The organism is Candidatus Thorarchaeota archaeon, assembly GCA_021498125.1.
In the GTDB taxonomy this organism is placed as follows: Archaea; Asgardarchaeota; Thorarchaeia; order Thorarchaeales; family Thorarchaeaceae; genus B65-G9.
Genome location: JAIZWL010000001.1, coordinates 847294 through 869614, shown reverse-complemented (window position 1 = coordinate 869614; position 22321 = coordinate 847294). Strand labels below are relative to the sequence as shown.

The 22321-nt window shown below is 44.0% G+C and carries 21 protein-coding genes; 9 read left to right on the top strand and 12 right to left on the bottom strand.

Going from position 1 to position 22321, the window contains the following annotated elements; genetic code table 11:
- Positions 1-4 precede the first annotated feature (4 nt).
- From cmr5 to cmr1 (K9W43_04280), 5 genes are read right to left on the bottom strand one after another with little or no spacing between them, the layout of a single operon-like run.
- Positions 5-439, bottom strand: a complete 435-nt coding sequence (gene cmr5 / locus K9W43_04300) for a type III-B CRISPR module-associated protein Cmr5 (GenBank protein MCF2136443.1) — start codon at positions 437-439, stop codon at positions 5-7.
- A 3-nt stretch (positions 440-442) separates the two neighbouring features.
- The gene (gene cmr4 / locus K9W43_04295) at positions 443-1348 is read right to left on the bottom strand and encodes a type III-B CRISPR module RAMP protein Cmr4 (GenBank protein ID MCF2136442.1); all 906 of its coding nucleotides are present in this window, start codon (positions 1346-1348) and stop codon (positions 443-445) included.
- Complete coding sequence (gene cmr3 / locus K9W43_04290; GenBank protein MCF2136441.1) at positions 1345-2541, bottom strand: type III-B CRISPR module-associated protein Cmr3; 1197 nt, start codon at positions 2539-2541, stop codon at positions 1345-1347. The genes cmr4 and cmr3 overlap by 4 nt, the downstream gene beginning before the upstream one ends.
- Positions 2538-4403: a type III-B CRISPR-associated protein Cas10/Cmr2 gene (gene cas10 / locus K9W43_04285; protein ID MCF2136440.1), complete on the bottom strand. Its 1866-nt coding sequence runs from the start codon at positions 4401-4403 to the stop codon at positions 2538-2540. Before cas10 ends, cmr3 begins: the two co-directional genes overlap by 4 nt.
- Positions 4400-5482 carry a type III-B CRISPR module RAMP protein Cmr1 gene (gene cmr1 / locus K9W43_04280; GenBank protein ID MCF2136439.1) on the bottom strand — a complete coding sequence of 361 codons (1083 nt, stop codon included), beginning with the start codon at positions 5480-5482 and terminating at the stop codon, positions 4400-4402. Before cmr1 (K9W43_04280) ends, cas10 begins: the two co-directional genes overlap by 4 nt.
- Before the next feature lie 773 nt (positions 5483-6255).
- Here cmr1 (K9W43_04280) and K9W43_04275 point away from each other — a divergent pair.
- Together K9W43_04275 and K9W43_04270 are read left to right on the top strand one after the other, a co-directional pair.
- Positions 6256-6879 (top strand): DUF6293 family protein, encoded by a 624-nt coding sequence (locus K9W43_04275; protein ID MCF2136438.1) that lies wholly within the window; start codon positions 6256-6258, stop codon positions 6877-6879.
- Between the two features lie 21 nt (positions 6880-6900).
- Positions 6901-8550, top strand: a complete 1650-nt coding sequence (locus tag K9W43_04270; protein ID MCF2136437.1) for a winged helix-turn-helix domain-containing protein — start codon at positions 6901-6903, stop codon at positions 8548-8550.
- Between the two features lie 91 nt (positions 8551-8641).
- Here the strand turns inward: K9W43_04270 and K9W43_04265 are convergent, their stop codons facing one another.
- From K9W43_04265 to K9W43_04255, 3 genes are read right to left on the bottom strand one after another with little or no spacing between them, the layout of a single operon-like run.
- A complete protein-coding gene (locus K9W43_04265; GenBank protein ID MCF2136436.1) occupies positions 8642-9778 on the bottom strand; it encodes a hypothetical protein in 1137 nt (378 codons plus the stop codon).
- 5 nt (positions 9779-9783) lie between these two features.
- The gene (locus K9W43_04260; GenBank protein MCF2136435.1) at positions 9784-10800 is read right to left on the bottom strand and encodes a hypothetical protein; all 1017 of its coding nucleotides are present in this window, start codon (positions 10798-10800) and stop codon (positions 9784-9786) included.
- A gap of 1 nt (position 10801) precedes the next feature.
- The gene (locus tag K9W43_04255; GenBank protein MCF2136434.1) at positions 10802-11758 is read right to left on the bottom strand and encodes a hypothetical protein; all 957 of its coding nucleotides are present in this window, start codon (positions 11756-11758) and stop codon (positions 10802-10804) included.
- 468 nt (positions 11759-12226) lie between these two features.
- Between K9W43_04255 and cmr1 (K9W43_04250) the strand changes: the two genes are divergently transcribed.
- Complete coding sequence (gene cmr1, locus K9W43_04250) at positions 12227-13417, top strand: type III-B CRISPR module RAMP protein Cmr1 (GenBank protein ID MCF2136433.1); 1191 nt, start codon at positions 12227-12229, stop codon at positions 13415-13417.
- A 490-nt stretch (positions 13418-13907) separates the two neighbouring features.
- Positions 13908-14978 (top strand): inositol-3-phosphate synthase, encoded by a 1071-nt coding sequence (locus K9W43_04245; protein MCF2136432.1) that lies wholly within the window; start codon positions 13908-13910, stop codon positions 14976-14978.
- Here K9W43_04245 and K9W43_04240 read toward each other — a convergent pair whose 3' ends face one another.
- The 3 genes from K9W43_04240 to K9W43_04230 all read right to left on the bottom strand — a co-directional run bounded on the left by K9W43_04240 (position 14979) and on the right by K9W43_04230 (position 16626).
- Entirely contained in the window at positions 14979-15377 is a 399-nt protein-coding gene (locus K9W43_04240) for a CpXC domain-containing protein (protein ID MCF2136431.1), read from the bottom strand.
- Positions 15378-15417: 40 nt separating this feature from the next.
- Complete coding sequence (locus K9W43_04235; GenBank protein MCF2136430.1) at positions 15418-16092, bottom strand: VTT domain-containing protein; 675 nt, start codon at positions 16090-16092, stop codon at positions 15418-15420.
- Between the two features lie 108 nt (positions 16093-16200).
- Positions 16201-16626, bottom strand: coding sequence for a hypothetical protein (locus K9W43_04230; GenBank protein ID MCF2136429.1), 426 nt, complete (start codon positions 16624-16626; stop codon positions 16201-16203).
- 127 nt (positions 16627-16753) lie between these two features.
- Here K9W43_04230 and K9W43_04225 point away from each other — a divergent pair, with 127 nt between their 5' ends.
- From K9W43_04225 to K9W43_04210, 4 genes are read left to right on the top strand one after another with little or no spacing between them, the layout of a single operon-like run.
- Positions 16754-17980, top strand: coding sequence for an MFS transporter (locus K9W43_04225; GenBank protein ID MCF2136428.1), 1227 nt, complete (start codon positions 16754-16756; stop codon positions 17978-17980).
- Between the two features lie 12 nt (positions 17981-17992).
- Entirely contained in the window at positions 17993-18247 is a 255-nt protein-coding gene (locus K9W43_04220) for a hypothetical protein (GenBank protein MCF2136427.1), read from the top strand.
- 5 nt (positions 18248-18252) lie between these two features.
- Positions 18253-18906, top strand: coding sequence for a hypothetical protein (locus K9W43_04215; GenBank protein MCF2136426.1), 654 nt, complete (start codon positions 18253-18255; stop codon positions 18904-18906).
- A gap of 48 nt (positions 18907-18954) precedes the next feature.
- On the top strand, positions 18955-19368 hold the full coding sequence (locus K9W43_04210; protein MCF2136425.1) for a hypothetical protein: 414 nt from the start codon (positions 18955-18957) through the stop codon (positions 19366-19368).
- A 31-nt stretch (positions 19369-19399) separates the two neighbouring features.
- Here the strand turns inward: K9W43_04210 and prf1 are convergent, their stop codons facing one another.
- The gene (gene prf1 / locus K9W43_04205; GenBank protein MCF2136424.1) at positions 19400-20476 is read right to left on the bottom strand and encodes a peptide chain release factor aRF-1; all 1077 of its coding nucleotides are present in this window, start codon (positions 20474-20476) and stop codon (positions 19400-19402) included.
- Between the two features lie 325 nt (positions 20477-20801).
- On the opposite strand from prf1, the gene K9W43_04200 reads away from it, so the two are divergent.
- Positions 20802-22316, top strand: coding sequence for a phenylalanine--tRNA ligase subunit alpha (locus K9W43_04200; protein MCF2136423.1), 1515 nt, complete (start codon positions 20802-20804; stop codon positions 22314-22316).
- Positions 22317-22321: the final 5 nt, after the last annotated feature.

Below are 22321 nucleotides of genomic sequence, written 5' to 3'. Positions count from 1 at the left end.
CTTATCACTCCTTAGGAAGATACGCATCAGCAAGTCGAGACAACCATGTTGCCAATCTAAGTGCAAGATCTTGTGCTTCAAAATAGGTATACATCTCGGTGCTTACAATGCTCTTGAGAAGATCTTTATCCTCGGGATAGACCTGCCTTGATTTACATAGCCAATGGGTAAAATGGGAATAAATCGCAGCTGCTGCCTTGCTAGAGTCATTCTCTTTTTCTGATGATGCTTTAATGAACGCTAATGTAGGTCCTAGTCCATTATTGAGAATCATAGCTGGAAGACGCTTGGCAAATCGATGATAATCACTGGGGTATGATTTTATTTGTACTCTTTCACTACTTGTAATCTCCAATATATTGTCTTTTACTTTCTCGATACATTCTAACGCAAATTTTGCTTCTTCTTGCTCAAGAGTTAACCGGACTCCGTTCGACAAAATCTATTCCTCCCTAGAAGATTCCCCAAGAAACGTGATCAAATCGTCTTCACTGTTTACAGTAGATAGGCACCATCCCTGACCTAATGTTTCATGACCACCGATCTGGACATATTTACTATCAAACGCTGCCTTAAAGGTGGAAAAGAGGTCCGCTGAACTGTGATTTTCAGCATGCATACTATCTTCAGCACTCACAACAACATAGAACACACTGTCACGCGGAATTAGCTCTACGTACCACAGATTCTTACTGATTTTACTCTCATTCAGCTGATTGCGGGCGACTACCTCTGTCCCATATTGTACAAGATGAACAAAGTCATTCATCGACACAATGACCAGTTTTTCCAAGAGCAGGTCCAGCATTGGTTTGTTGGCCTCCCCTTTCAAACAAAGCGAGCCAACCTTCTTTGCAATATCAGACAGATGATCATCAGTTTTTGTTGTCAACATCATATCCTCAAGAATTATGGAGTCTTTCGAGGCCAATTTCTCGCCGACAATTGCGGTTCCATTTACAACCTCGCTCGTAAAGAACTCAGGTGCATCCAAACCAAGTAGCCGAAGATCACGACTCAGCCGATGCAAGACAAAAGGTGTTGTGACCCAGACGAAACCATACCGAATTGATCTAACTGGAAACAGTAACAGCCTGGCGTCACTCACGGACAATGCTCCAGCAAAGTGCTTAGCGCTGCCAAGTTCAGCACCAAAGAGAATCTCTTTGTAATCCTCCGAATATTCAACATTCCTAAATGCGCCCTTCAGACTCGAGCTTGGTATGAACGGGAACCTCGTATGTTTTTCCCGGCGAACAGGTAGATCGATTGATCCAACATTTTGTCCAGTTCCGGGATGCAGTGATGTTTCCGTATACAACCCAAGAATTCCGTTTGTTCTACTCATTCGTTCCACACTCCTAGTGCAATATGACCATATCCAATGTTTGTATTGCGACCAATCTTCGAGCCGTGCAGTTTGCGTACGATTTGTTCAGCTTGCTCGGGATTGATCTTTAGGTAATAGACACTGCCAGCAGGAACTAGAGCTCTCAAAGCCCTAGGTCGCCCCGCGGCCATGTCCCATCCGCCAGCATAGACAGGTCGGCCTATACTTGCGGTTATTAGATTCATTTCAAAGTCCCCCAATTTCCCCCGCCAAGAAGTTATTCCATCCTCGTCGGTAATTTGCTCAAACTCAGGTAACAGCCACGTACCATCAAAATCTGCGTGTTGAAGCAGCAAAATTTTCAGGTGGCCTGTTTTCGATAGTTCTCCATGGATTTCGGGTTTGAGAAGAGTATGCTCATCTACTGCTTGAGCAAAAGCTCGTTTCCCCTCGCCACCAAACCGCATCAGTATTCCATTATGGGGTGGTTTGTCCAGAGTGACTCCGTCTAATCCAATCCATAGTTCCAGTCCTTCAACAGGACGAGCAAACTTGATAGCATAAAGATGATGTTCCTTTGCTGCTCGACGATCACGTTCGATAGCAATCCCAACTTGAAACTCGTCATAAACTAAAGAAGGCGTGCCCGGCCCCTCTACGGATTCCCAGATAGCCTTTACATCCTCTTTAACGACAGTGTTACCTTCAAGATATCGTTTCAATGCTTCTTCAGAAACGACTGTGTTACTTGAATCAAGAGTATGTTTCACATCAGGATGCATTGACGGAAGTCGTACACTACCCAAGTCACATTCAATTGGTTCACGCGGAACTCTGGTCTCGAAAAGAGGGGCTTTTGCGTCGTGTTGTTCTTTCATTCCAAGATCAACCGGGGCAGGGAAGTACATCTGATTATCCATCCGAATATACGGTCCTATGATATCCATTGCCCCATTCCTTTTACTTGGATGACCGACGATGTCCTTGATTGAACATGTTTCACAATCGGGACAATCGCCACAACCTCGACGAATATAGTCGCTCAGGTGAGTACAATATGCCTCAAGTAGAAATGCCCTTGCTGCACCATAAGCCGTAGAGGGGGTAGGCGGAAAGAGGGATTTGACAGCGCCTCCCTCACCAGCATTGAATGGTGTTCCATCCCTGAAAAATAATACATCTAAAGGTGTAAATTTCAGTGCACGAATCATGATATCAGCCTCCCACTGTTAGCGAAGAATCTAAGCATCAGTATGTGATCAACTACAAGACACGTCTGTTTTCGTGTATCATCTTGTGCTATTTCAAGGAGCGAATGAATCAACTTGGTAGCTTTTTCCAGTCCGTCTGGCGTTTCTTTTAATTTTGAAATACGTTCATCACGGCTTCGAAGATAATCTGCGGTCAGTAGTTTCTCTATGACTTCGGCATCGGTCACATCAACGGCTTGCCGATTGAGTAGATCTGCACACGAATAGAGAAAGCTGTTAGTTAGAGGAACTTCATGATTCTTTGAGAGTCTATCCGCCAGTTCATAGATTTCATCAACCCACGATGAATCTTCATCACGGTCCCACTTTTTCACAAAACGCAGATTAGGACCACCACGATCCCATACCTCGATAGCAAATGCATCTTTTTCTCGCGGATTTTCTGTTGAAGTGGAGTTAGGGACGACGTGGCCTTTGGCAATTTCTTCTAACAGATAATGTGATCTACCGACGACTGTTTGTAGAGGCATCGTTAGAGGTGCTAAGACAATACCTGCACTAATTGTAGGGACACGCTTTAACCCTTGTAGTGACTGCATAATTTCCGTAAACTTATCACGAACACGCTTAGCAATTCTCAATGCATCACTTGGAGGCAACACAGCAAGAACGTCATCACCACCCGCATATACAACACGACCCCATTGTTTTTCAATAATTCCCGGAACACTCTTTGCGAACTCGGCCATGATTGCACTGAGTTCATTTTTCATATCGGGGTTATCTTGCAGAAGCTGACCCATCCCATCACCATCCATTGAAAGAACAGCGAAATAAGAGGGGGGGTCTTCAAATCCTGCGACACGGACAACTTTCATCAAATTAGCAAAACTCGATCGAAGAGCATTTCGTGCAGATTCGGTCAAATCGGGAATCTTATCAGTATCATAGCTCTCTGAGAGAAAGTAGTCCCCTTCATAATTCAGTAATAAAGGAATTTTACCGTTTAATTTTGCACACCACAAATGCGATAGTGGTTGTACACCATTATCTTTCAATGCTTTCAAAAATTCCGCTATGGCTTTCTGCAAGTCTTGGTTATCCGAAGAAAGCAGCATCAATCGCCATATTATCGTGGCAAACGAAGCAGTTGAAGGAAACGGAATATTATCCGCTTTTGATAGTTTACTTAGTATATTCATTACATTCCGCTTTGTAAGACAGACGGCACACAGACGTTCCACGCCGTCCTGTTTCAAAATATGTGGTCCCAGTTTCTTCGAAAGATCTGACCAAAAACTACGGATACCTCGTCTAGAACCATCTTGGAGATGAAGCACTTCACGATTACCACAAAGAGTGCACTTCTCACCAGGCTCTGCAGAATAGTCAAATGAACGAGCCGATTTACGCCGCCGTAATTGCATATATCCTCCTACAGCCCAATATTGCTCCCATAGATTGCTGACCTGTCGATCCCAAATCTCATGAAAAGTTTCGTCAATTTTAACCTTTGATTCTATAAGATCAAGAACATTGGATGTTACGGTTGACCAAAAGTTGTTCCAGCCAGTAAATGCAGCATTGGCCACGGACTGGACTTCAGAATCTTCAACCTCGATCTCGAAATAATTAGGACACAAACCAATCCTCTTTTTGATATCTCCGAACCCTGTTGATGAATTATCCTTTAATGTGGCGACTTGTGGTCGGATAATCGTTGCACCTGTGCTTTCAACTTTACTAAGGGCTTCAAGAGACAGTGTTGATAGCAGAAATGATCCTGCCCACAGATCACGTGTCGTTCGTGCACTCGCTATAAACGGCTGAATAGGTCCAAAATGAATATGCAATGATTTCATGATATCGTCTTCTCCTTGAGACTGTCTGATGTGAACACTTCAAAGAACTCCTCTACTGCTTTACGTTTGATAGCAGAGTCTCTTGTACGTCCATTTTTCTCAATGACGAGCGGTTCACCTTTAGGGAGAACCGGACTGCGAGTCAATGTTACAAGAAGGTAATATTCACCACCAATCCTGATGACATTGACAAGTAGAGGTGAGGCACCACGTACATGTTCCTTTCCTTCAACAGTAAGAGTTTTGCCAGCAATTGGTAGTCCAAAAGACGCCTTTTCTTCAGGACGTAAATCAACACCACGTGTATCTCCACTTCGAAATCGTTTCAGTTCGACCCCAAAAAAGTCTAGTGCGGAATCCCACTGTTTGAAACCACGATTATTTCTACCAACTAATGCAATTTTCGTGCCTGAGCCAATTGTAAGAAAATCATCTGAATGATGTGTGCCTAATGCTTTAAGAATTTTTGATAATGATCGGGTAAATCCTGCCCACCAAGAATTCACTTCTTTCTTCTCCGAGATTGCCGATAGAATCTTTGTTTGCTTCCAAGAACTTTCAGTGTTAGTAATCATAAATGAACCAAAACCACGTCGAGATCGTGCACCGATACCTCCTAATGCTGCGAGCCCCCACCAAGATGTAATTAATGCTAATTTGAGCCCGCCCCACATAGATGACTTTACCGTTCTCTCTGAGAAAATGTGCTCGAAAGTAATTCGCTGCCTCGGAGAGATTGCATTTCGTTTAGAATCTTTCAGTTGATACGGGAAAGTGAGATAATCAATTCCTCGAAACCGGGCCTTGTCTTGGATGCAGGAAGGTGATTGTGTTGCGTCGGGTTGTAATCCAATATAACAAATCCGATACTTGGATGGACTTCGGATCCGCAATCTAAAAGGAGACATACCCTGAATTCCTGCATCGCCAAAGAACATACCTTCCTTCTCACGAAAATCAGGATAGAACGCTCTAAACCAGAAGCGTAGTAGCCCTTTGATTGATGACGGTCTAATCTCAGGCTGCTGATATGCACCACCGAGGTACGTAGGGGCCAGTAGTTCAATTTCGATAATCAACCTTTCAACCACATTGATCCATCTCCTCTTTGTTATTCAAGTTCAAGTTTCATGTCATGAATCCATCTAGGAAGGTAGTATCTCCAAGCAGGATTGCGTGGGGGAAGGGACCCCCCTTGCTACCTTTCCGCCAATGCCCTAGTAGCTCAGTTCAGATCGAATGAAGCTACATTCATAATTTATCATCAGGCAAGAGTTACTATATAATACAACACCATCGATATAACCCGAAAAAACTGCCCCAAAACACGGTTTTGGAGAGGGTCTTTGAGAATATTATTTAATAACCGCCGTTTTTCGGCTTTACGGGAAACAAACAGAAATAACATCAATATTTTTCGACACTAAATGGTTCCCGAGATAAAATCCGACTCCAATTAATTAAATAAACACCCGATATTGGTTAGTAAATAATCCGGATTCGCACGGATTTTCCAATTGTGACCAAACTTTAGAAAATACAAGACTTAAACCAGAAACAAAAAAAAGGGGCCCCGCGGTCTAATAGACCGTGGGCCCGCAGGGGAAACTAGGTGGGCTCAAAGAGCCCTATCGCGTGCCACAGATTATTCCTACCAAGGTGGATCCTGTGGCTCGCCCGGGAACTGATAGTGTGTCTCGAACGCCATTGTTATCAAAAAGTCATTAACATCAAAGACTAACGAAACAATGAGTAGAAAGTTCGAGAATTACGAGGACAGTTTGAGGGTGAATTCGAATTTCGAATTAGAACTGGAAGTGGTCAATTGAGGAAAGTCGTTCATATAGCGAGCATGGGATTTCATCGAACACAGAGAGTGGACTATGTCATTCGGCATTTTGGGGGGAACAAGCTTGTCCTTCTACATAGTGAAGACACAAAAGATAATGCAGAAGCAGTAAAAGAGGAAATTGAGAAGGCGTTCACAGTCGAACTAAGACCAGTTGATCCGTGGGATTACTATGATGTGCTTGCTACTGCATTAGAAATTGTTCTTGAACATCAAGGGTGGGAGATTAGATTTAACCCTTCATTAGGAACAAGAGTGATGACAGCCGCATTGGTCATGGCTGCGGCGTATATCAACGCAAAACTGTATCTGGTTATTGAGATTCAAGGGGAGGAGAAGGGAGTACGAGAGATTGAACCTATCAAAAGAGAAAAACTCCAAACCCCAAAAAGGAAAATTCTTGAAAAATTGATAGAAGCAGGCGGTTGTGTGGAATCTCAGAAAGATCTTGGATCTCGCATGGAGTTGGGAGCTTCATCAATAAGCCGACACGTAAATATGCTTCGTGACTGGGGATATATCACAAAAGATCCAAGAACTGGATCTGAAAAAAAGGGAATATGTATCACCAAGCTTGGCCGAGTTGTCCTTGGGCTGTCCAAACACTGGAAAGAAAATGACTCCTGAAATGGAGATGAGAGTTCAGATTTGAAAATAGGCACAATCGATGAGATCGTTCAACAGTTGTGGACTGAACTATCAGGAGAAATTAAACACAAGTTTGACCTGCACGTATCAACCAACGAATTATCAATCCAAATTATCGACAATGATGATTGCGATATCGACTCACTGATTGCTACCTCAATCGTTGAAGAAAGTATAGCGATTAACAGAAAAGCACATGATCAATATGGAATCCTTAAAGCCGTCATCGCCAGAGAAGTGATGTACAATGCAATCCCCACCGATTTCATCGATACAATTGCAGCCGACGATATTGCTTGGGAATATGGCCGCCAACATATTGATTCGCAGCATGAACAGATCTGGATTGATAAATGGAAAGAAGTCAATCCACCACGCAAGACCTCAAAGGGATATCCCTACAAGCCTCAAGAATCGCTACAAGTCCTTGAAAAATTACGTGGCTCCAAAGGGTTTGCGGATTTACTCGCCTCAGTTAAAAAAATGGCAAAATATAGAATTATTCCGGATTTTGACGATTGGGCATTGTTTCTCTATAGATATATTATGAATACTTCAGCTCACCTCAAGATGATGGAATGTTTTGTGATTGATGCACTGATGAAGTCTTCTAATGAAACTATCGAAGTGATTTCTGATCGATTAAGACACTCTCCTCAATGGACAAGAAAGATTATCAAATCTCTCAAAAAGCGTGATATCCTCACTGAGTTTGAATATGTGGTGCTCTCTAAAATCGGAATTCGGTTGTACAATATTATCATCGAACCACCTAAAGACTCCCAAATCGATGTTTCGTTTTTACTTAGATGGTGTCCTTTTGTATATTCAACGGCACCAATACTGACGGGAAACGGAGGAATTCTAGCCACATTATGTATTCCAAACAACTATGAAAATATCCGATATCTTGGAGTTCTAAAGAATAAAGCGAGAACTTACAATTTAGATGTCCAGATATTTGAGAGATTTAAGGCTGCTACTCTATTGAACTTTGATGATTACAACCATGAAGCAGGCCGATGGGATATCAACTGGGGAGTGCTTCAAATGGAATCTGAAATGATGCAGCGCGATGACCTAGCAATTGTATATCCACAAATACACTACTCATCACCATCAGAAGATTTAGAACTGGATTCACTCGACCTCAAAATTCTTGACCTGTTTCAGAGAGGATACAAAACCATCCGGGAACTTAGAGAACAACTGGAATCGAGAAATGAAACAATCATCCAGCATGTAAGGAAACTAAGAGCGTTAGATGTGATTCGAAAGTTCTGGGATGTCCAACATATAGGTCTCGTTGAAGAGGTCATTATCACGAGCGAAAATCCAGAAATTGTACATTGTGTATCAGCTCTTGGACTCCGACTGCCGAGATGCAACATTGAATACGATCAGAAGGAGAATTTGCTTATGCGTGTGCAGGTTCCTCCCGGGGGCACGTACGGTCTGATTAGGGCCCTTAGTGGACTGCAACCACGTCCAAAACCAATACTTGTGGGTAACCGATTGTGGGGATCATGGAATCTCACAAATTGGTTGGATGACTGGAATCTAGAGACTGGTAAGTGGATGAAGACAAAAAATGATACCTCTAGATGGATCCAGTCAATGGAACAAGGGCCTAAATCCCGAACAGGATAAAAAAATATTCCTTTTGCAATTCATCTAATTCAAACCAAGTTACAGTAAGTGCTAGCAACAGTCAAAATTTCCATTTTGTTAAATAATAGTGCTAAGACGGACAGGGACGAGTTCTAACTATAATATCGTCACGATATTTTTTCTCTAAACTAAATGATATCAGATAGTTCAGCTGTCCACCTCCTGAAATATAAAGAACTGGTTTTTTACTGCTATCTATTACCTTGTCCAGAAGAACATTAGCCATTACAGGCAATAGACCAACATGAAATTGAAATTCTACATTGTTGTGTTTGTTGCATAAAACGTCTATCAAAGTTTCAAGAAGCAGGCGAGTATAGAGGGTCAAGGGAGTATACAGAATCTTGAGAGGAATCCGCTTATCTATGACATGATAGAAATCGAATAGATTCATCTGTTCTGATAGAGCAGCTACTACACTCTGAAAATGGAAACCACCATCATTACGATCAGATTCCATCAAACATGATCTAATTCTTCCGAAGATAACTGAATTCACTTGCTCATATTCAGTCTTCAGACGGAGAAGAAATGAATCAATCGACTTTTCCTTCCAAAGAGAGATTTCATTTGCGATAGCCATAATTTCACTAGGCGATCTATCAGAAATCAGGTCGGTCCATCTTGCAGATGTCAAGTATCGTTGTGTAGGGCTTGTAGTAGCAGATCGTGCCATGTCGATGAGAACACTCGCAACGGCTACAGCCAGATCAACAGCCTCAACCTGACCGGGTTTCATCCTCTCAAGTGCGACTATACTCTGGCAGCATGCAATTCCAAGACTTAGACCAATCCTATTACTCTTCAACAAAGCTGGCAAAATAGCAAGAGGATGTGTCACAGTAACTGCAACATCGGATGGAGGATCAGGAACGATTGATTCACAAATGTATGTGAGTGATGATGGCGCATCACTTCTCGAAATGAGTGATATTGCTGAATCAAAAGGTAGCAACGGATTATCAAATACCTTACGTAATAACGCCAATTCATGTCCTAATTCTTTGTTAATTGCAGGAGAATCCAGTAGCATATTTTTTCTGACTATTAGACCATCGAATGATCCTGTAAAAAATATGCTATTGACTCCACCTATTGTTTTGAACCGATTAGAACCTTGCAACGTTAACGCACTGAGAAGTCGCTGAAACAATTTACGGTGTTTTTTCTGTGGTACAAGTTTGTAGGTAATACTTGTCAATTTCATAATAATCACTCAGCCCCCACATAATCATCTACAGAACCTACCCACTCGAGAAGTGATACTACACGCAATACCTTACTATCAGATGGATGTGAATAAGCTCCAATGGAGTAAATATCAGGTGAAGGTATCCCAACTTTGCAAAAAAATAATAATAATCCCTTGAGCAGATCCTTTGGATACGGGGTAATAACCAATGCCGTTGGAAGTTGAACTTTTTGGATAGATTCAAGCTCTGATTGCAGGAGTGTAGATACTTCCAACTTCCGTTCACGAATAAGCTTCTTTGCCCGAAAAAGGTCACACATCTTCTCTGCGTTCGACTTGCTATATTCTGAATGAATCAAGTAGAGCCTATCCGAAATTTCAAACAGATTCTTTTCTATACTATAAATGATTGTATCGACAGCAGATCCCATTTGAAGAGAATCCATGAAGCCCACAGCAACAAAGACACATTCATACGAAACGGGTGATGGTTGATAAAGCCCAATTAATCTGAAAAACTCGTTAGTATCCTTTGGAAGTTTTACCTTTGGAACAGGAATCGTGGGCTTTTTCGCTAACCACCGAGCTTTATTGCGCATTGTAATAACACTAGCATTCAGGAGGGGACCTAACACAGCCCATGATTTATCATCTACTAGTTCCAGAGAAGAAAATACCTCTTCTGATAATCTCTTAATCTCTTCATAACCAGCACATGCGATCAACTGATTTAGAAACAGTTCAATTTCAGGAAGGACTCCTCGGAGTACAACATCATCACTGGACGATTCTGAAACGCTTTCAAAACGAACACCAAAAGGACGCACCATGTAACGTGAAGCTAATCCAAATAGTTTGAGTCGATCTTTGAACAAATCGGATTTGTCCTTCTTTTTTTCTGTAAAAGTAATATGAAGTTCGGATAAATCAACACCATGAAACAACTCAATATTGTCAATCTCAATTAGATTAGGCAATCGCGTATTGATGTACAAATCGCCAAGCTCGAAGCTCTGTTCATTTAGATTATCGGACATCTCATGAATCCTCCATAACAAGTTGATTCAATGCCTCTGATAGATATTCAATAACAGTAGACAGAGGTAAATTTTCGGGAAATTGAGCACCGCCTATACTCTTGCGACCACCTGCCGTAACACCGGGGATGGAACGCAAATAATCAAACATGGGAGTTAGATCAATATCTTCACGAGTTGTCCCAATACTGATCCGAGAAACAGATCCATCTTCTCCCATCTGTACTGCAACGACAATCGGATGCTCCGTTTCAAGTTGCAACATTGCATCACGCATTGCCGATCGTTCAATTGATCCTTCACCATATGTGAAATATACCGCATTATCTATCACGGGTAAGGCTGCACGCACAAATTCGCTCACATGCTGCTGTACTGTCTGCCATTTGTGCCGTGCGTCATTCGCCCAATCGATTATCTTCGACCACTGATTTCGACGTACCCATTCCGTAACTCGTGCACGCATCTGTGAACTCTCAATCTCTAGCAAGTAAGCATGATGTAGATCAAAATCGAGATCCGATTCATATATTCCCTGATCAATTCGAGAAACAGCTGATAGCACAGATTCTGCTTCTTTTGGTAAAGTCACTCTATCTTTTATCAAAAAAGTAATGACCTCAGTAACTGCCCGTACGTCGAAATCTAACGAGCACGAGGAAACAAGTGTTGCTCCAGAGTACAGCTGAAGATGTGGAGCCTCATTGTGATGATCAATCAACAAATTTGTCCCTCTATAGACAAGTCCCTTCGTGAGAGGCAACTCAATTAGAATCGAATTAGAAACTTCCATCCCACGGATTAGTTTAGGTGCAGGATATTCGTATTGTACGGATTGTCCAATCTGTTCGAAATACTGTAGCAAAAATCCTGTCGCAAATATCCCATCGAGATCCCCATCGCTCACTATCCGATAATTCGTAACCTTCGATAAATATTCATTAAATATATCCGCCACATCTCCCACCAGATACAGCTATTATAATCGTATAGGTTTCCAGTGGTTTATTAATTTTTCCATTATATTAAAATATATACTCGCGGTTTATGTACATTATAAGCGATATTATAAAAAATACGGCCTTCGTAAAGCGGCTATTAAAATAATCTTGAAATTTAGGAGCTGTGTGAAAAGTCCAGACATAGATCATACAAGTCAGAATGAATCCCGAAGAGTTTTGGATCCGAACAGAAAATAGTGTTCATTTGGTTCACACTCACTATGTTACCGACTTTTCACACAGAGCCTGAAATTTATGCAAAACTATTGACAAGCCATTTATTATACATAAATAAGTGGATTAAGAAAGCAGTACTTAATTAATAAAATTCGCCGTTCATGAAATGACATCAACGAAGATAATCCAGAAAGATATATGTAGACAATTCTACAACATCAATATAACTCCGCAAAGGGGAATTAATCGTGGATAGGGCAATTTTCAAACTCACATCAGTTACACCTACATTTATTGCAGGTGCGGATCAACGAATCATCGAGGATAATCCATTAAGACCAACTAGTTTGAAAGGACTAATGAGATGGTGGTTCAGAGCAATAAAAGGAGGGGCAATTTATTCGTCTAGTTCTCAAGAGTTTGAGAACGTAACGAAAGAAGAAAATCGTATATGGGGATCCACCCGAGCAAAAAGTAAGATTATAATTCGAGTCAAATCACCCAAGATTAAAAAAAAGAGGAATATAAAGGAGAAAACAAGGCGTAATAAAGGTATTAAATATCTCACATATGGAATAGAGAATCGACCGTACATTGATATTGATAGCAATTTCGAATTGGAATTGTTATACCCGCATTCATTATCGGCCGAAGAAAAAAATAAAATCGAATCTACAATATGGTTACTTTTTAATTTGGGAAATGTTGGAGCTAAAAGCAGAAAGGGTTTTGGTAGCTTCATGGTTTCAGAAACAGAGAATCTTAACTCAGAACTCGAATTTGAAAATCCGAACGATTGTGAAAGCTTGGTCGAATATTTAGAAACCAATATTCGAGAATGCTTCAAGATCTTTGAAATAAATGAACAAACTACCCACCAAACACTTCCTGCATTTCCAATAATTTCTCCCAACTACTGGAAATTAAAGATTATAGATCAGGTTTTTGAGAGCGCTTTTGATGCAATTGATTTTATTGGTTCTCGTATTCGATCTTTTAGAGAGGATCCGAAAACATTACATACGCGTAGAACTAGAAAAGGTAAAGAATACAGCTATCGGACTACAAAGGATTATACAGCAGTTAGAGCCGTATTTCAGACATCAGGTAAATCAGCATCACATACACATAAAACACCTAAAGGGTCAATTTTCGGTTTACCACACCAGTTTCAATTCCAATCCATTGGTAAAAAGGCCATAGTACAGGGCAAGAATACTCAAAGAAGAGCCTCACCCCTACTTGTGAAGATATGGAAATTAGAACAGAAAAAATATGTGGTAGGTGTGCAGCTGTTCAAGTCCGAATTCATTTCTGAAGGCGAGCTGAAAATTTCTAATCTGTACGATCCTGAACAATCAATTTTTACTGGGGTACCAACCTTTGATTATTTGGAAGACTTCCTTGGAACATTAGATGGAGAAGAGATCAGAGTATAGCTGTTTGATTGTGAGTTGAGTAATTGTGGAATATTGCACCTTCGCAAGACTACTAAAGAACAGATATGTGTATGATAATTGCAGCTTGATGAATTCTATTAATGATGTATTTTATGGAATTAGTCAATGACGTTCAAACTGCAAGTCTATTGCAGGCCTTATCTACGACTTATAGAATCCATTCTAATTAAACGCACATAGTCTAAAAAAACCGGTTCTGTGTGAAAAGTCACCTCCCGTCACACTCTAGGAAGTTGAGCCGCTCGATGTTGTGCAGGAGCACCTTTAGCAGGACCTCGCGACGTTGTTCGCGGAACCCGCGTGAACTCACTGATGTGGTCGGACCCGTCACAATCCTTTGTATTACCTCACCGACTTTTCACACAGAGCCGAGACCTACAACCACCAACTATTCTATGGCCATAGAACTTATAAGGTCACCATAGAGAGAGAGAATAGGCTAATAGAGCCACAGGCAGAGGTGAACCTATTGGATAAGATCAAGGTAGCCCTCATCGGCATTGGAAATTGTGCCAGCGCACTCGTACAGGGTGTGGAATATTACAGGGATGCAAAGATAGATGATGAAGACTTAGTAGGTCTAAGCCATCCTGACTTTGGAGGATATCATGTCAGTGAGATCGAATTTGTTGCAGCATTTGATGTGGCTGCCACGAAGGTTGGCCATGACCTAGCTGAGGCAATATTCGCGCAACCAAATAATGTCATGCATTTTGCAGATGTTCCAAAGACGGGAGTCACAGTACTGAAAGGCCCTCCAATGGATGGTGTAGATGATAATCTCAGAGCGCTCGTCAAAATCTCTGATGCACGTGATGAAGATGTGGTCAAGGCGCTGAAAGAGTCGGGCGCTGAAATTGTGATTAACCTCTTGCCAGGGTCTTCACAGGAGGCAACTGCCTTCTACGCAGATGCTGCTCTCAAAGCAGGATGTGCCTTTGTAAATGCCACCCCGATCCCAGTAGCATCAAATCCCGAGTGGGCGATGAAGTATGAAGAAGCAGGGCTAGCACTTGTGGGAGATGATCTTCAGGACCAGCTCGGCTCAACAATACTGCACAGAAGTATCTTACAGTTACTTGTTGCAAGAGGCGTGAAGGTGGATAAGAGTTACCAGTTGGATGTAGGTGGTGGCGCAGAATCATTAGATTCACATTACAGGGGACGCATGCGTAAACGTGGTGTCAAGACAAATGCCATCAGTCAGGATCTCCCCTATGATGCACCTCTCGTAGCCGGGTCCTCAGACTATGTCCCATTCATGGACAACGCGCGAGAATCATACTTCTATATTCATGGCCGCCAATTCGGTGGTGCGCCGGTCATCATCGACATCCGGATGGAGATTACTGATGGACCTAATGCAGGACCAGTGCTCTTTGATGTGATCCGTGGGACAAAGCTGGCAATCAAAAGAGGAGTGAAAGGCACACTGGAGTCACTATCCGCTTATGGATTCAAGATGCCTCCGGTCACGACAACTATGTACAAGGCTGAACGCTGGGTCGAGGAATTCTTGCTCGGTAAGAGAAGCTCCTGATCACGTGTTGTGCTCTTTGATATATTTGTCAATCAGTTTCTTTAGCTGGGCCTTGTCGCTGAGAATCTTGAACTCAGTGTCTTGGCCCACTTCCTCTAGAATCTCATTATAACTCACAATACCCTGATAGTTACGCATGATGACATCCCGAGCCTCTTGAGTAGTGGCGGCGGGATCATAAATGACTATGAGATTGTCGGGGTCGAAATTGATAACGATGCTCCGGTCAAGATACATGACCTTTTTACACTTCGGACAGACAACGCGATTTATTTTCCCGGACTTCACCTGTTTGATGAGATCTCTGTCTTCGTGGAGATCCACATGATCAATGACCTCAGCCTCAAAGACCTTACCACACTTTTTACATTTGACCTCGATCTTGCTTTTTCCGGGCATTATAATCACCAAGTTAGCATGCCAAGTATTTGACTATCTCTTAAGAGTTGTGCGGTACTTCACTGCCATCATCGTCATCGTCAGCGACCTCGGCTCCCGCGTCATCGTCGTCTGAGTCAAATATCTCTTCTTCGAGAAGATCCTGTAGCATGTCCGACTCCTCGCCTTCGGTCTTGCGTTTGAAGAGGATGCCCGTGATCAATGCAGTAAGAGCGATAGAGGCCAGCACAATGGGCATCGATTCAAAGTAGTTGCTCACTGTGGAACCAATAAGGGCTCCAGCCAAGGTCACTGCAACCTTCCCAACAAAATAGAACCCGACAAACTTGGAAACACTGTATTTTGTGAGACCCACATAGACTATGAGTGGATCATCGGGAACAGGAGAGGCCGCGGCGATAAACAGTGCAAGAGCCCCCCACTTGTCCACGCGCTCACGTTCCGAGTCAAGGGCTGCCAGACGCTTATCAGACATGACAACACGAGACCCACGAATGACAAAATAGTGAAACAGTTTTGCAAGCGTTGCGGCAATGGCTACAATGATGCCTATTGCGATCCAGCTCATGCTCGGGAGAAGGAGGGCTGCGACTCCTGCCAGCACCATGTTGCTTGGTGAGAGAAAGGGGATCATATTAATAATAAAACAGGCGATGAAGAGACCCAGATATCCTTGAAGAATGAGGTCGGTCACTAATTGGAGAAAGTCCTGCACTGTAGATTCACCACTGATGACAAGAGAATGGCATGGGATAATATGTCTCACGGAAGATTCGGTTGAGCAACTGAGAGCAAGATGACAGATATGGCAAGCCATGATGGACTACGTATTCACTGGTTCAATCACCACTTGAACCACACCTTCTAGGCTGGTCAAAGAGTTCTCCAGATCTTTTATTTCAGCGGTCAGTTGATGCGGACTGAAGTAGCATTCATAGAAGCAGCGAGTGCCGCGGAGACACACGCCAGTAGAATATAGAAGATCAACAAGGCCATATTCTTTGAACGTTCGAGACAGTTCTGTAAGAAAGTCATTGGTCAGCTTCCCAATTACAATACTGAGATAATAGACCGACTCACTCTCAAGGGGAAAAATTCTGACTTGCCGGTCTTTATATACAAGAACCATCAGCGCTCGCTCTGTTCCCAATGCGGTCCTAAATGATGATGGAAATACAATTGATTCTCCTGATGCGAAATCAAGTACACGTCCAGCAGTCGCTCCTTCATAGTCAGTCATTTCAGACATAGCAAGAACACCCTACACTTTACACGAAATTTACTTTAAGGCTATAAAGAACATTATGTAGTCCAATATAAATAAAGCTCTTTGCTCTTCTTGGCATCTTACATATCAAATGGTTAGTGATAACTCGATGGAAAAACTCATGAACCGGAAAATGATCATGCTTTGGTCATTATACGATTTTGCCACGACACCAGTTGCCTTCGCAATTAATGCCATGTATCTTCCACTAATGATCATCGAGGCCGGAGGGAGTAATTCTACAGTTGGGATATTACCACTGATCACCGGAGTTGTTGCAAGCCTCTGGACACCAATTATTGGCGCACTTATTGATAGAAGTCAACATCGCTCGGTCACGAGAAAAATAATCGTCACCATCTCGGTCTTGATTGCAGGCGCGAGCATCGTAGCCATGACGATGATGAGTGGGCTGTTGCAAATCGTCTTACTGTTCATCACCATGACCTTAGGCGTTCAGACCGGATGGACCGCCATGAATGCATATCTTGCACAAGAGGGGGCGGACACGCGAATGGGCACGACCTCTGCAACAGGCGTGATGATGGGATATCTTGGTGGGGCAATTGGTGCGGGAGGTGCAGTACTTTTCGAAAAGATATGCAACAGATCAATCGCACTTATCTTCATAGGAGCCTTCCTCATTGTCTTTGGCCTACTATCAGGGGCATTGCTTCGTGAACGAACTGTGGAGAGAGAGCGGCCCAAAGCACTCCGTGAGAGCCTCATGGAGGGAGTACACGTGGTCACATCGGACACCTCGATAAAGGCATATCTCATAGGAGCCGTTCTGTGGGGCGATGGAGTAGCCACAATTGTCACATTTGCATCGCTTTTGGTCTCAGATGTGCTTCAGATTCCTACCGAGCATATCACACTACTATTAGCTATCGCAGTACCATCAGCGCTTATAGGGGCCATCCTTCATGGAAGAATAGGAGATCGTTTTGGCCTTGTACGGGTCCAAGGGGCCAACCTCTGTGTATGGGCGGGAGGAATAGCAACACTCATCGTTCTCGGTCCACTTGTCCCAGACCTCTTGGTCGCGATAGTCGCGGGCTTGGCCCTTGGTGGAAATATGGCGATCTCACGGGCACTATATGCGCGAATCATTCCAGAAGGGGTCGAGGCAAGGCTCTTTGGAATCGCAGCCATCTTCACATTTTTCGGAGGCTCGATTGGACCATTGCTTACAGGACTCATTGCGGATCTCCCGGGGATGTCTTTGCGGACCGCATTGATTGTTCCACTCCTCCTCTTGATCATTGGAATGCCCACGCTCAAGTATATTAAAGTAAATAGTGGCCCTTTTCAGGGGAGAGAACCAACTGATTGATGGATGTCATAAATGCCAGATTATTCCTCGCGCGATATTTCAAAGTACAAGACGGTCTCAGAACTTCGGACACAGTATCAGTGTGAATATCGTCTCGCTCTCAAGAAGAGACTTGGTGATAGGCCCACACAGGCCTCACGACAGGGGTCTCGGTTGCATGCTGGTGTAAAGGTCGCTCCAACGTCGGCGTCTCAGTTCAAGACACGAGCCTTTCTGTTCTTTCTCATTGTGACCGTGTTGGCTGCCCTCCTCTGGTTGTTGTGGTGATGGGCATGGATCCTCTGACAAACACGATTTTCCTCGCAATCTTTCTCCTCGGCCTACTGATGGTCATAGTCCTTGCAAAGGGAGGAATCCCAGGAACACCAAGGGCGATTGTTGCTAACGCACGACCTGCCAAATGGAAACTTCATGATTTTATCAATGCTCGCACCAATGCGATCGCCCATCACAAATACATATTCACGGAACAGGTCGTGACAAATATGACACGCCAGTATCGGGGCCGTTTTGATCATGCAATACTCCGGATGGAAGAGGGACCAGTTCTCGACGCGATCATAGAGTTCAAGTTCCCGCAGAACCACATACCCTACAAGGTAAGAAAGGAAGACATCTTCCAAGCAGGGCTCTACGCCCTAGCATTCAGGGATATGGGAGTGTCAACTCGGAATACCGCACTGCTGGTCGTATATTGCCTACAGGACAATGCAAGACGCTGTGGAAAACCAAGCGTTGAACGATGTATCTCGTGTTCCAAAGGTCGAACATTCAAATCAAGATTCAGAGAACATGAGGTGAGCAAGATCCTTGAGCGAATGGAGCCGTATTGGCTGGGAAAACGAAGACCGATCCCCTCACCCTCACGAGAGAATTGCAGACAATGCCCGTACTCAAAGGGCAAATGTCAGTACTCAGCAGTATGATAATGGGAGCCCAAAGAGTCATTTCCTTGTTTTGTCAAGATGATAACTATGAGAGAATTGAGAGGTTTTCTAACAGTAGTGCTTGACGCCAAACGGCAGCTGAAAGAGATCTACTATACCACACGGAATGCGGAAACCAAGGCTGATGCAAAGGATCTTGTCGCCTCTGTCATAGGTCTCCAGAAGAGCATTGAACGGATCATAGAGATGGCATCCAAGACGAGGTTAGTTGTCAAGACCCTCACCGACAGAAGAGCAGAGGTCAGCCTGCAACAGTGGAAATTAGGTCTGCCAAGGCGTGTCAAAGATTACAAGAGCAAGTACAAGAGCCTGAAGCAAGAACATCTCCACAGATATCAGAAGAGTCTAATGGAGTACATTGAATCGATCGGGCTTGACCTTGCATCATGGATCAACGACATTGAAACCTTGATAGATCTCCCACGACCACCTAAAGAGTGAGCGAGTAAGTAAGGAAACTGACCAGCATTGATTACCAGCGTAGTCTGGCTGCAATTCCACCAAACGACTTTAGTTGGGCGCCGGACTCCGTCTGGGTGGAAAAGACAAGCAGCTTGGTCCCGTAGAGATTGACCTCATCCACGAGCTGGTCAAGGGCCTGATGATCTTCGACAACGAGAATCTCTTCCACGCGGCCCTCTCTGAGTGCAGCCATAACCTCCTTCTCACCATACGTGACTGTGTTCTCACCGCGCATGAGCGATTCCATGAACTTGTCCCATGCCACACGCTCGGCATAGATCTCGGTCTCTTTGAGGATCCGTGCTGCCTCCTTCATGGCCTGAAGAAGACCGGTCTCGTCAACCACACTGACCGGGATGATGGTGTCTACAACCTTTTCACGGATACGATAGTCAAGGTCTCCTTTCTCTAGAAACTCCTGAGCCCTAATCGTATTGCCACCCAACACAATGGCATCTACATTCTCAATATTATCAAGCAACAGATCGGACAGCAATTTTCCAACGTGCTTGAAGAACTCCTGCATCTTCTCGTCACGGATGCGCTGGTATCGTCTTGCACTCTGACCTCCAGCACGTGTCTTTCCAATGATATAGAAGTCCTCATCGCGTATTAGTTCGATGTGCTTGCCACGTAGATACCCAATCGTCACCTTACCACCCTCAATAAGAACAATGACGACAAGGCTCTTTGGCTTGACCATATCCTCAAGTTCGGATGTGTCAAACTCGCGACCACAGATATAGAGAAACTGAGCGACTGGAGCGGGGGGAATGACTATCTCACGAATGGTCTTGAGCGTGCCGCCCTCCTCTTGAATCCCAAAGAAGAAGGCAATCCCGTTCTTGGGAAGCTCTTTGATCTTTGTGAGCTCGCTTAGTATAGCAGTCAGATTATCGGCAACGTTCTTCCTGTTGGTCTTGCTCTTGATGTTATCAGTTCCAGCCAACTCGGTTCTGATGAAGCTGATGACATCAGTCAGATTCTTGGAGGGGGGTATGTACAGTGTAGTGAAGGAGCTATGCCTGCCTTTCAGTGCCTTGAGTTCCTGAATTTTCTTTTTCAACTGTTGACGTTCTACACTCAAGGTTTTCGCCTCGTTTTAGATAATGGTCGACACTGACCGTTTGCGACCCCAGAAAGAGATCCCGGCAACTGCCATCATGAAGGCGGCAAAGCAGTGTATTTTAAGATTATGTAGGAGGACACGTATCGCAGTCACGGCCTGCGTTATTGCCTCATTCGAGCGGCGTTACATTAAAAAGGGGTAGGACACCTGCCTGATGTCAGCAGGTGAAGGACGGATGGATAACCACCAATTTACAGCATCTGTGTAATGGCTCCTTTCTGTACTGAAACCAGTCCAGCAAGGGCACTCCATCCGAATCACCACCAAGGAGTTCTGAATCGCAATGATTGACCACATTCAGTTGACAGAAGGCGAGCGACGAGTTCTCTCCGAGCTGATTCAAATAGCTACGGAAATTCCCGCTCAGGAGCTTGCAGAGAGAATTGGCGAGCAGCCCGAACGGGTGATCTCCATTCTAAATGCGCTTGCCGAGAAAGGGATCATCAATCTGAGAGTGATTGAGCAGGAGACCTATTCCCTGACCGATGAGGGGAAGCAGTACGCAAAAGAGGGTCTCCCAGAGGTACGTGTCTTCGATGCGATTAAGAATCTTGGTGGAGAGGCAGGCCTTGACGAGATAGTTGAGAGAGCGGGGATCTCTCCAAAGGCGAAAGGCATAGCAATCAGCTGGTGCCGGAAAAATGGATGGGTGGATATCAGCAAGAGAGATGGAAAGACTATACTCAAGAACAAGACCAATGAGCCAAGATCGCAGGTTGTTGAAGTTCTCGAACTTCTTGCGTCAGGGGAGCAGAGCGTCCCAGACGATCTTCAACAGGGTCTGAAACAGGGATTAGATCGTACCCTTGTCACATCACACGTCACAAAATCATTTGTAGCCAGCATGAATCCTGAAAAGGTACAGGAGATTCAGCAGGCTCTATCACAAGAGACCAAGGGCATTATCGATCTCACTCCCGAAATACTTGCGACAAGGGCGTGGGAGAACAAGACCTTCAGACCGTTCAATGTGGAGATTCAGCCAGCCTATGCCAATCTTGGTCGCAAACATCCCTATGCGGAATTCTTGGACTGGCTAAAAGAGATTCTCGTAGGACTTGGGTTCACTGAATGGTTCGGCCCATATGTTGAGACCGAGTTCTGGAACAATGATGTCCTATTCGTGCCTCAAGACCATGTGGCCAGAGAGGTACAGGATCAGTATAGGGTCTCACAGCCATATGATCACGGAGACATCCTTGACGAGAAACATTATCGAGCAGTCAAGGCGGTTCACGAGAACGGTGGGAATACTGGATCGATCGGGTGGCAAGCGCCGTTCAGTCGAGAGATCACAACACGGTTGGTCTTGAGGTCTCATACTACACCAGTATCGGTCAGGTATCTCTCGGAACACGACAGCCCGCCTCACAAGATGTTCATAATAGATCGCAACTTTAGAGCGGAGAAACTTAACCCTCATCATGCACAGGAATTCAATCAATGCGAGGGCATCATCTGGGATAAGAAGCTGACACTGCGAGACCTCATGGGCTATATCTCAGAAATCTGCAAACGAGTGGGCATCAAGAAATTGAGATTCAAACCGGGGCAGTTCCCGTTCACAGAACCAAGTGTCGAGGGATTCGCCAAGCACGAGACCCTAGGTTGGATCGAGGTTGCACCGGGAGGTATCTTCCGACCTGAGGTCACATATCCCCTTGGGATCAAAGACACGGTACTGGCATGGGGCCTCGGAGCAGGACGGATGTACATGGCATCAATGGGAATTGCGGACATTAGAGAACTCTATTCTAGAGATCTGACTTGGCTCCGCAGGAAGTACTTTGTAAAATGAGGTGA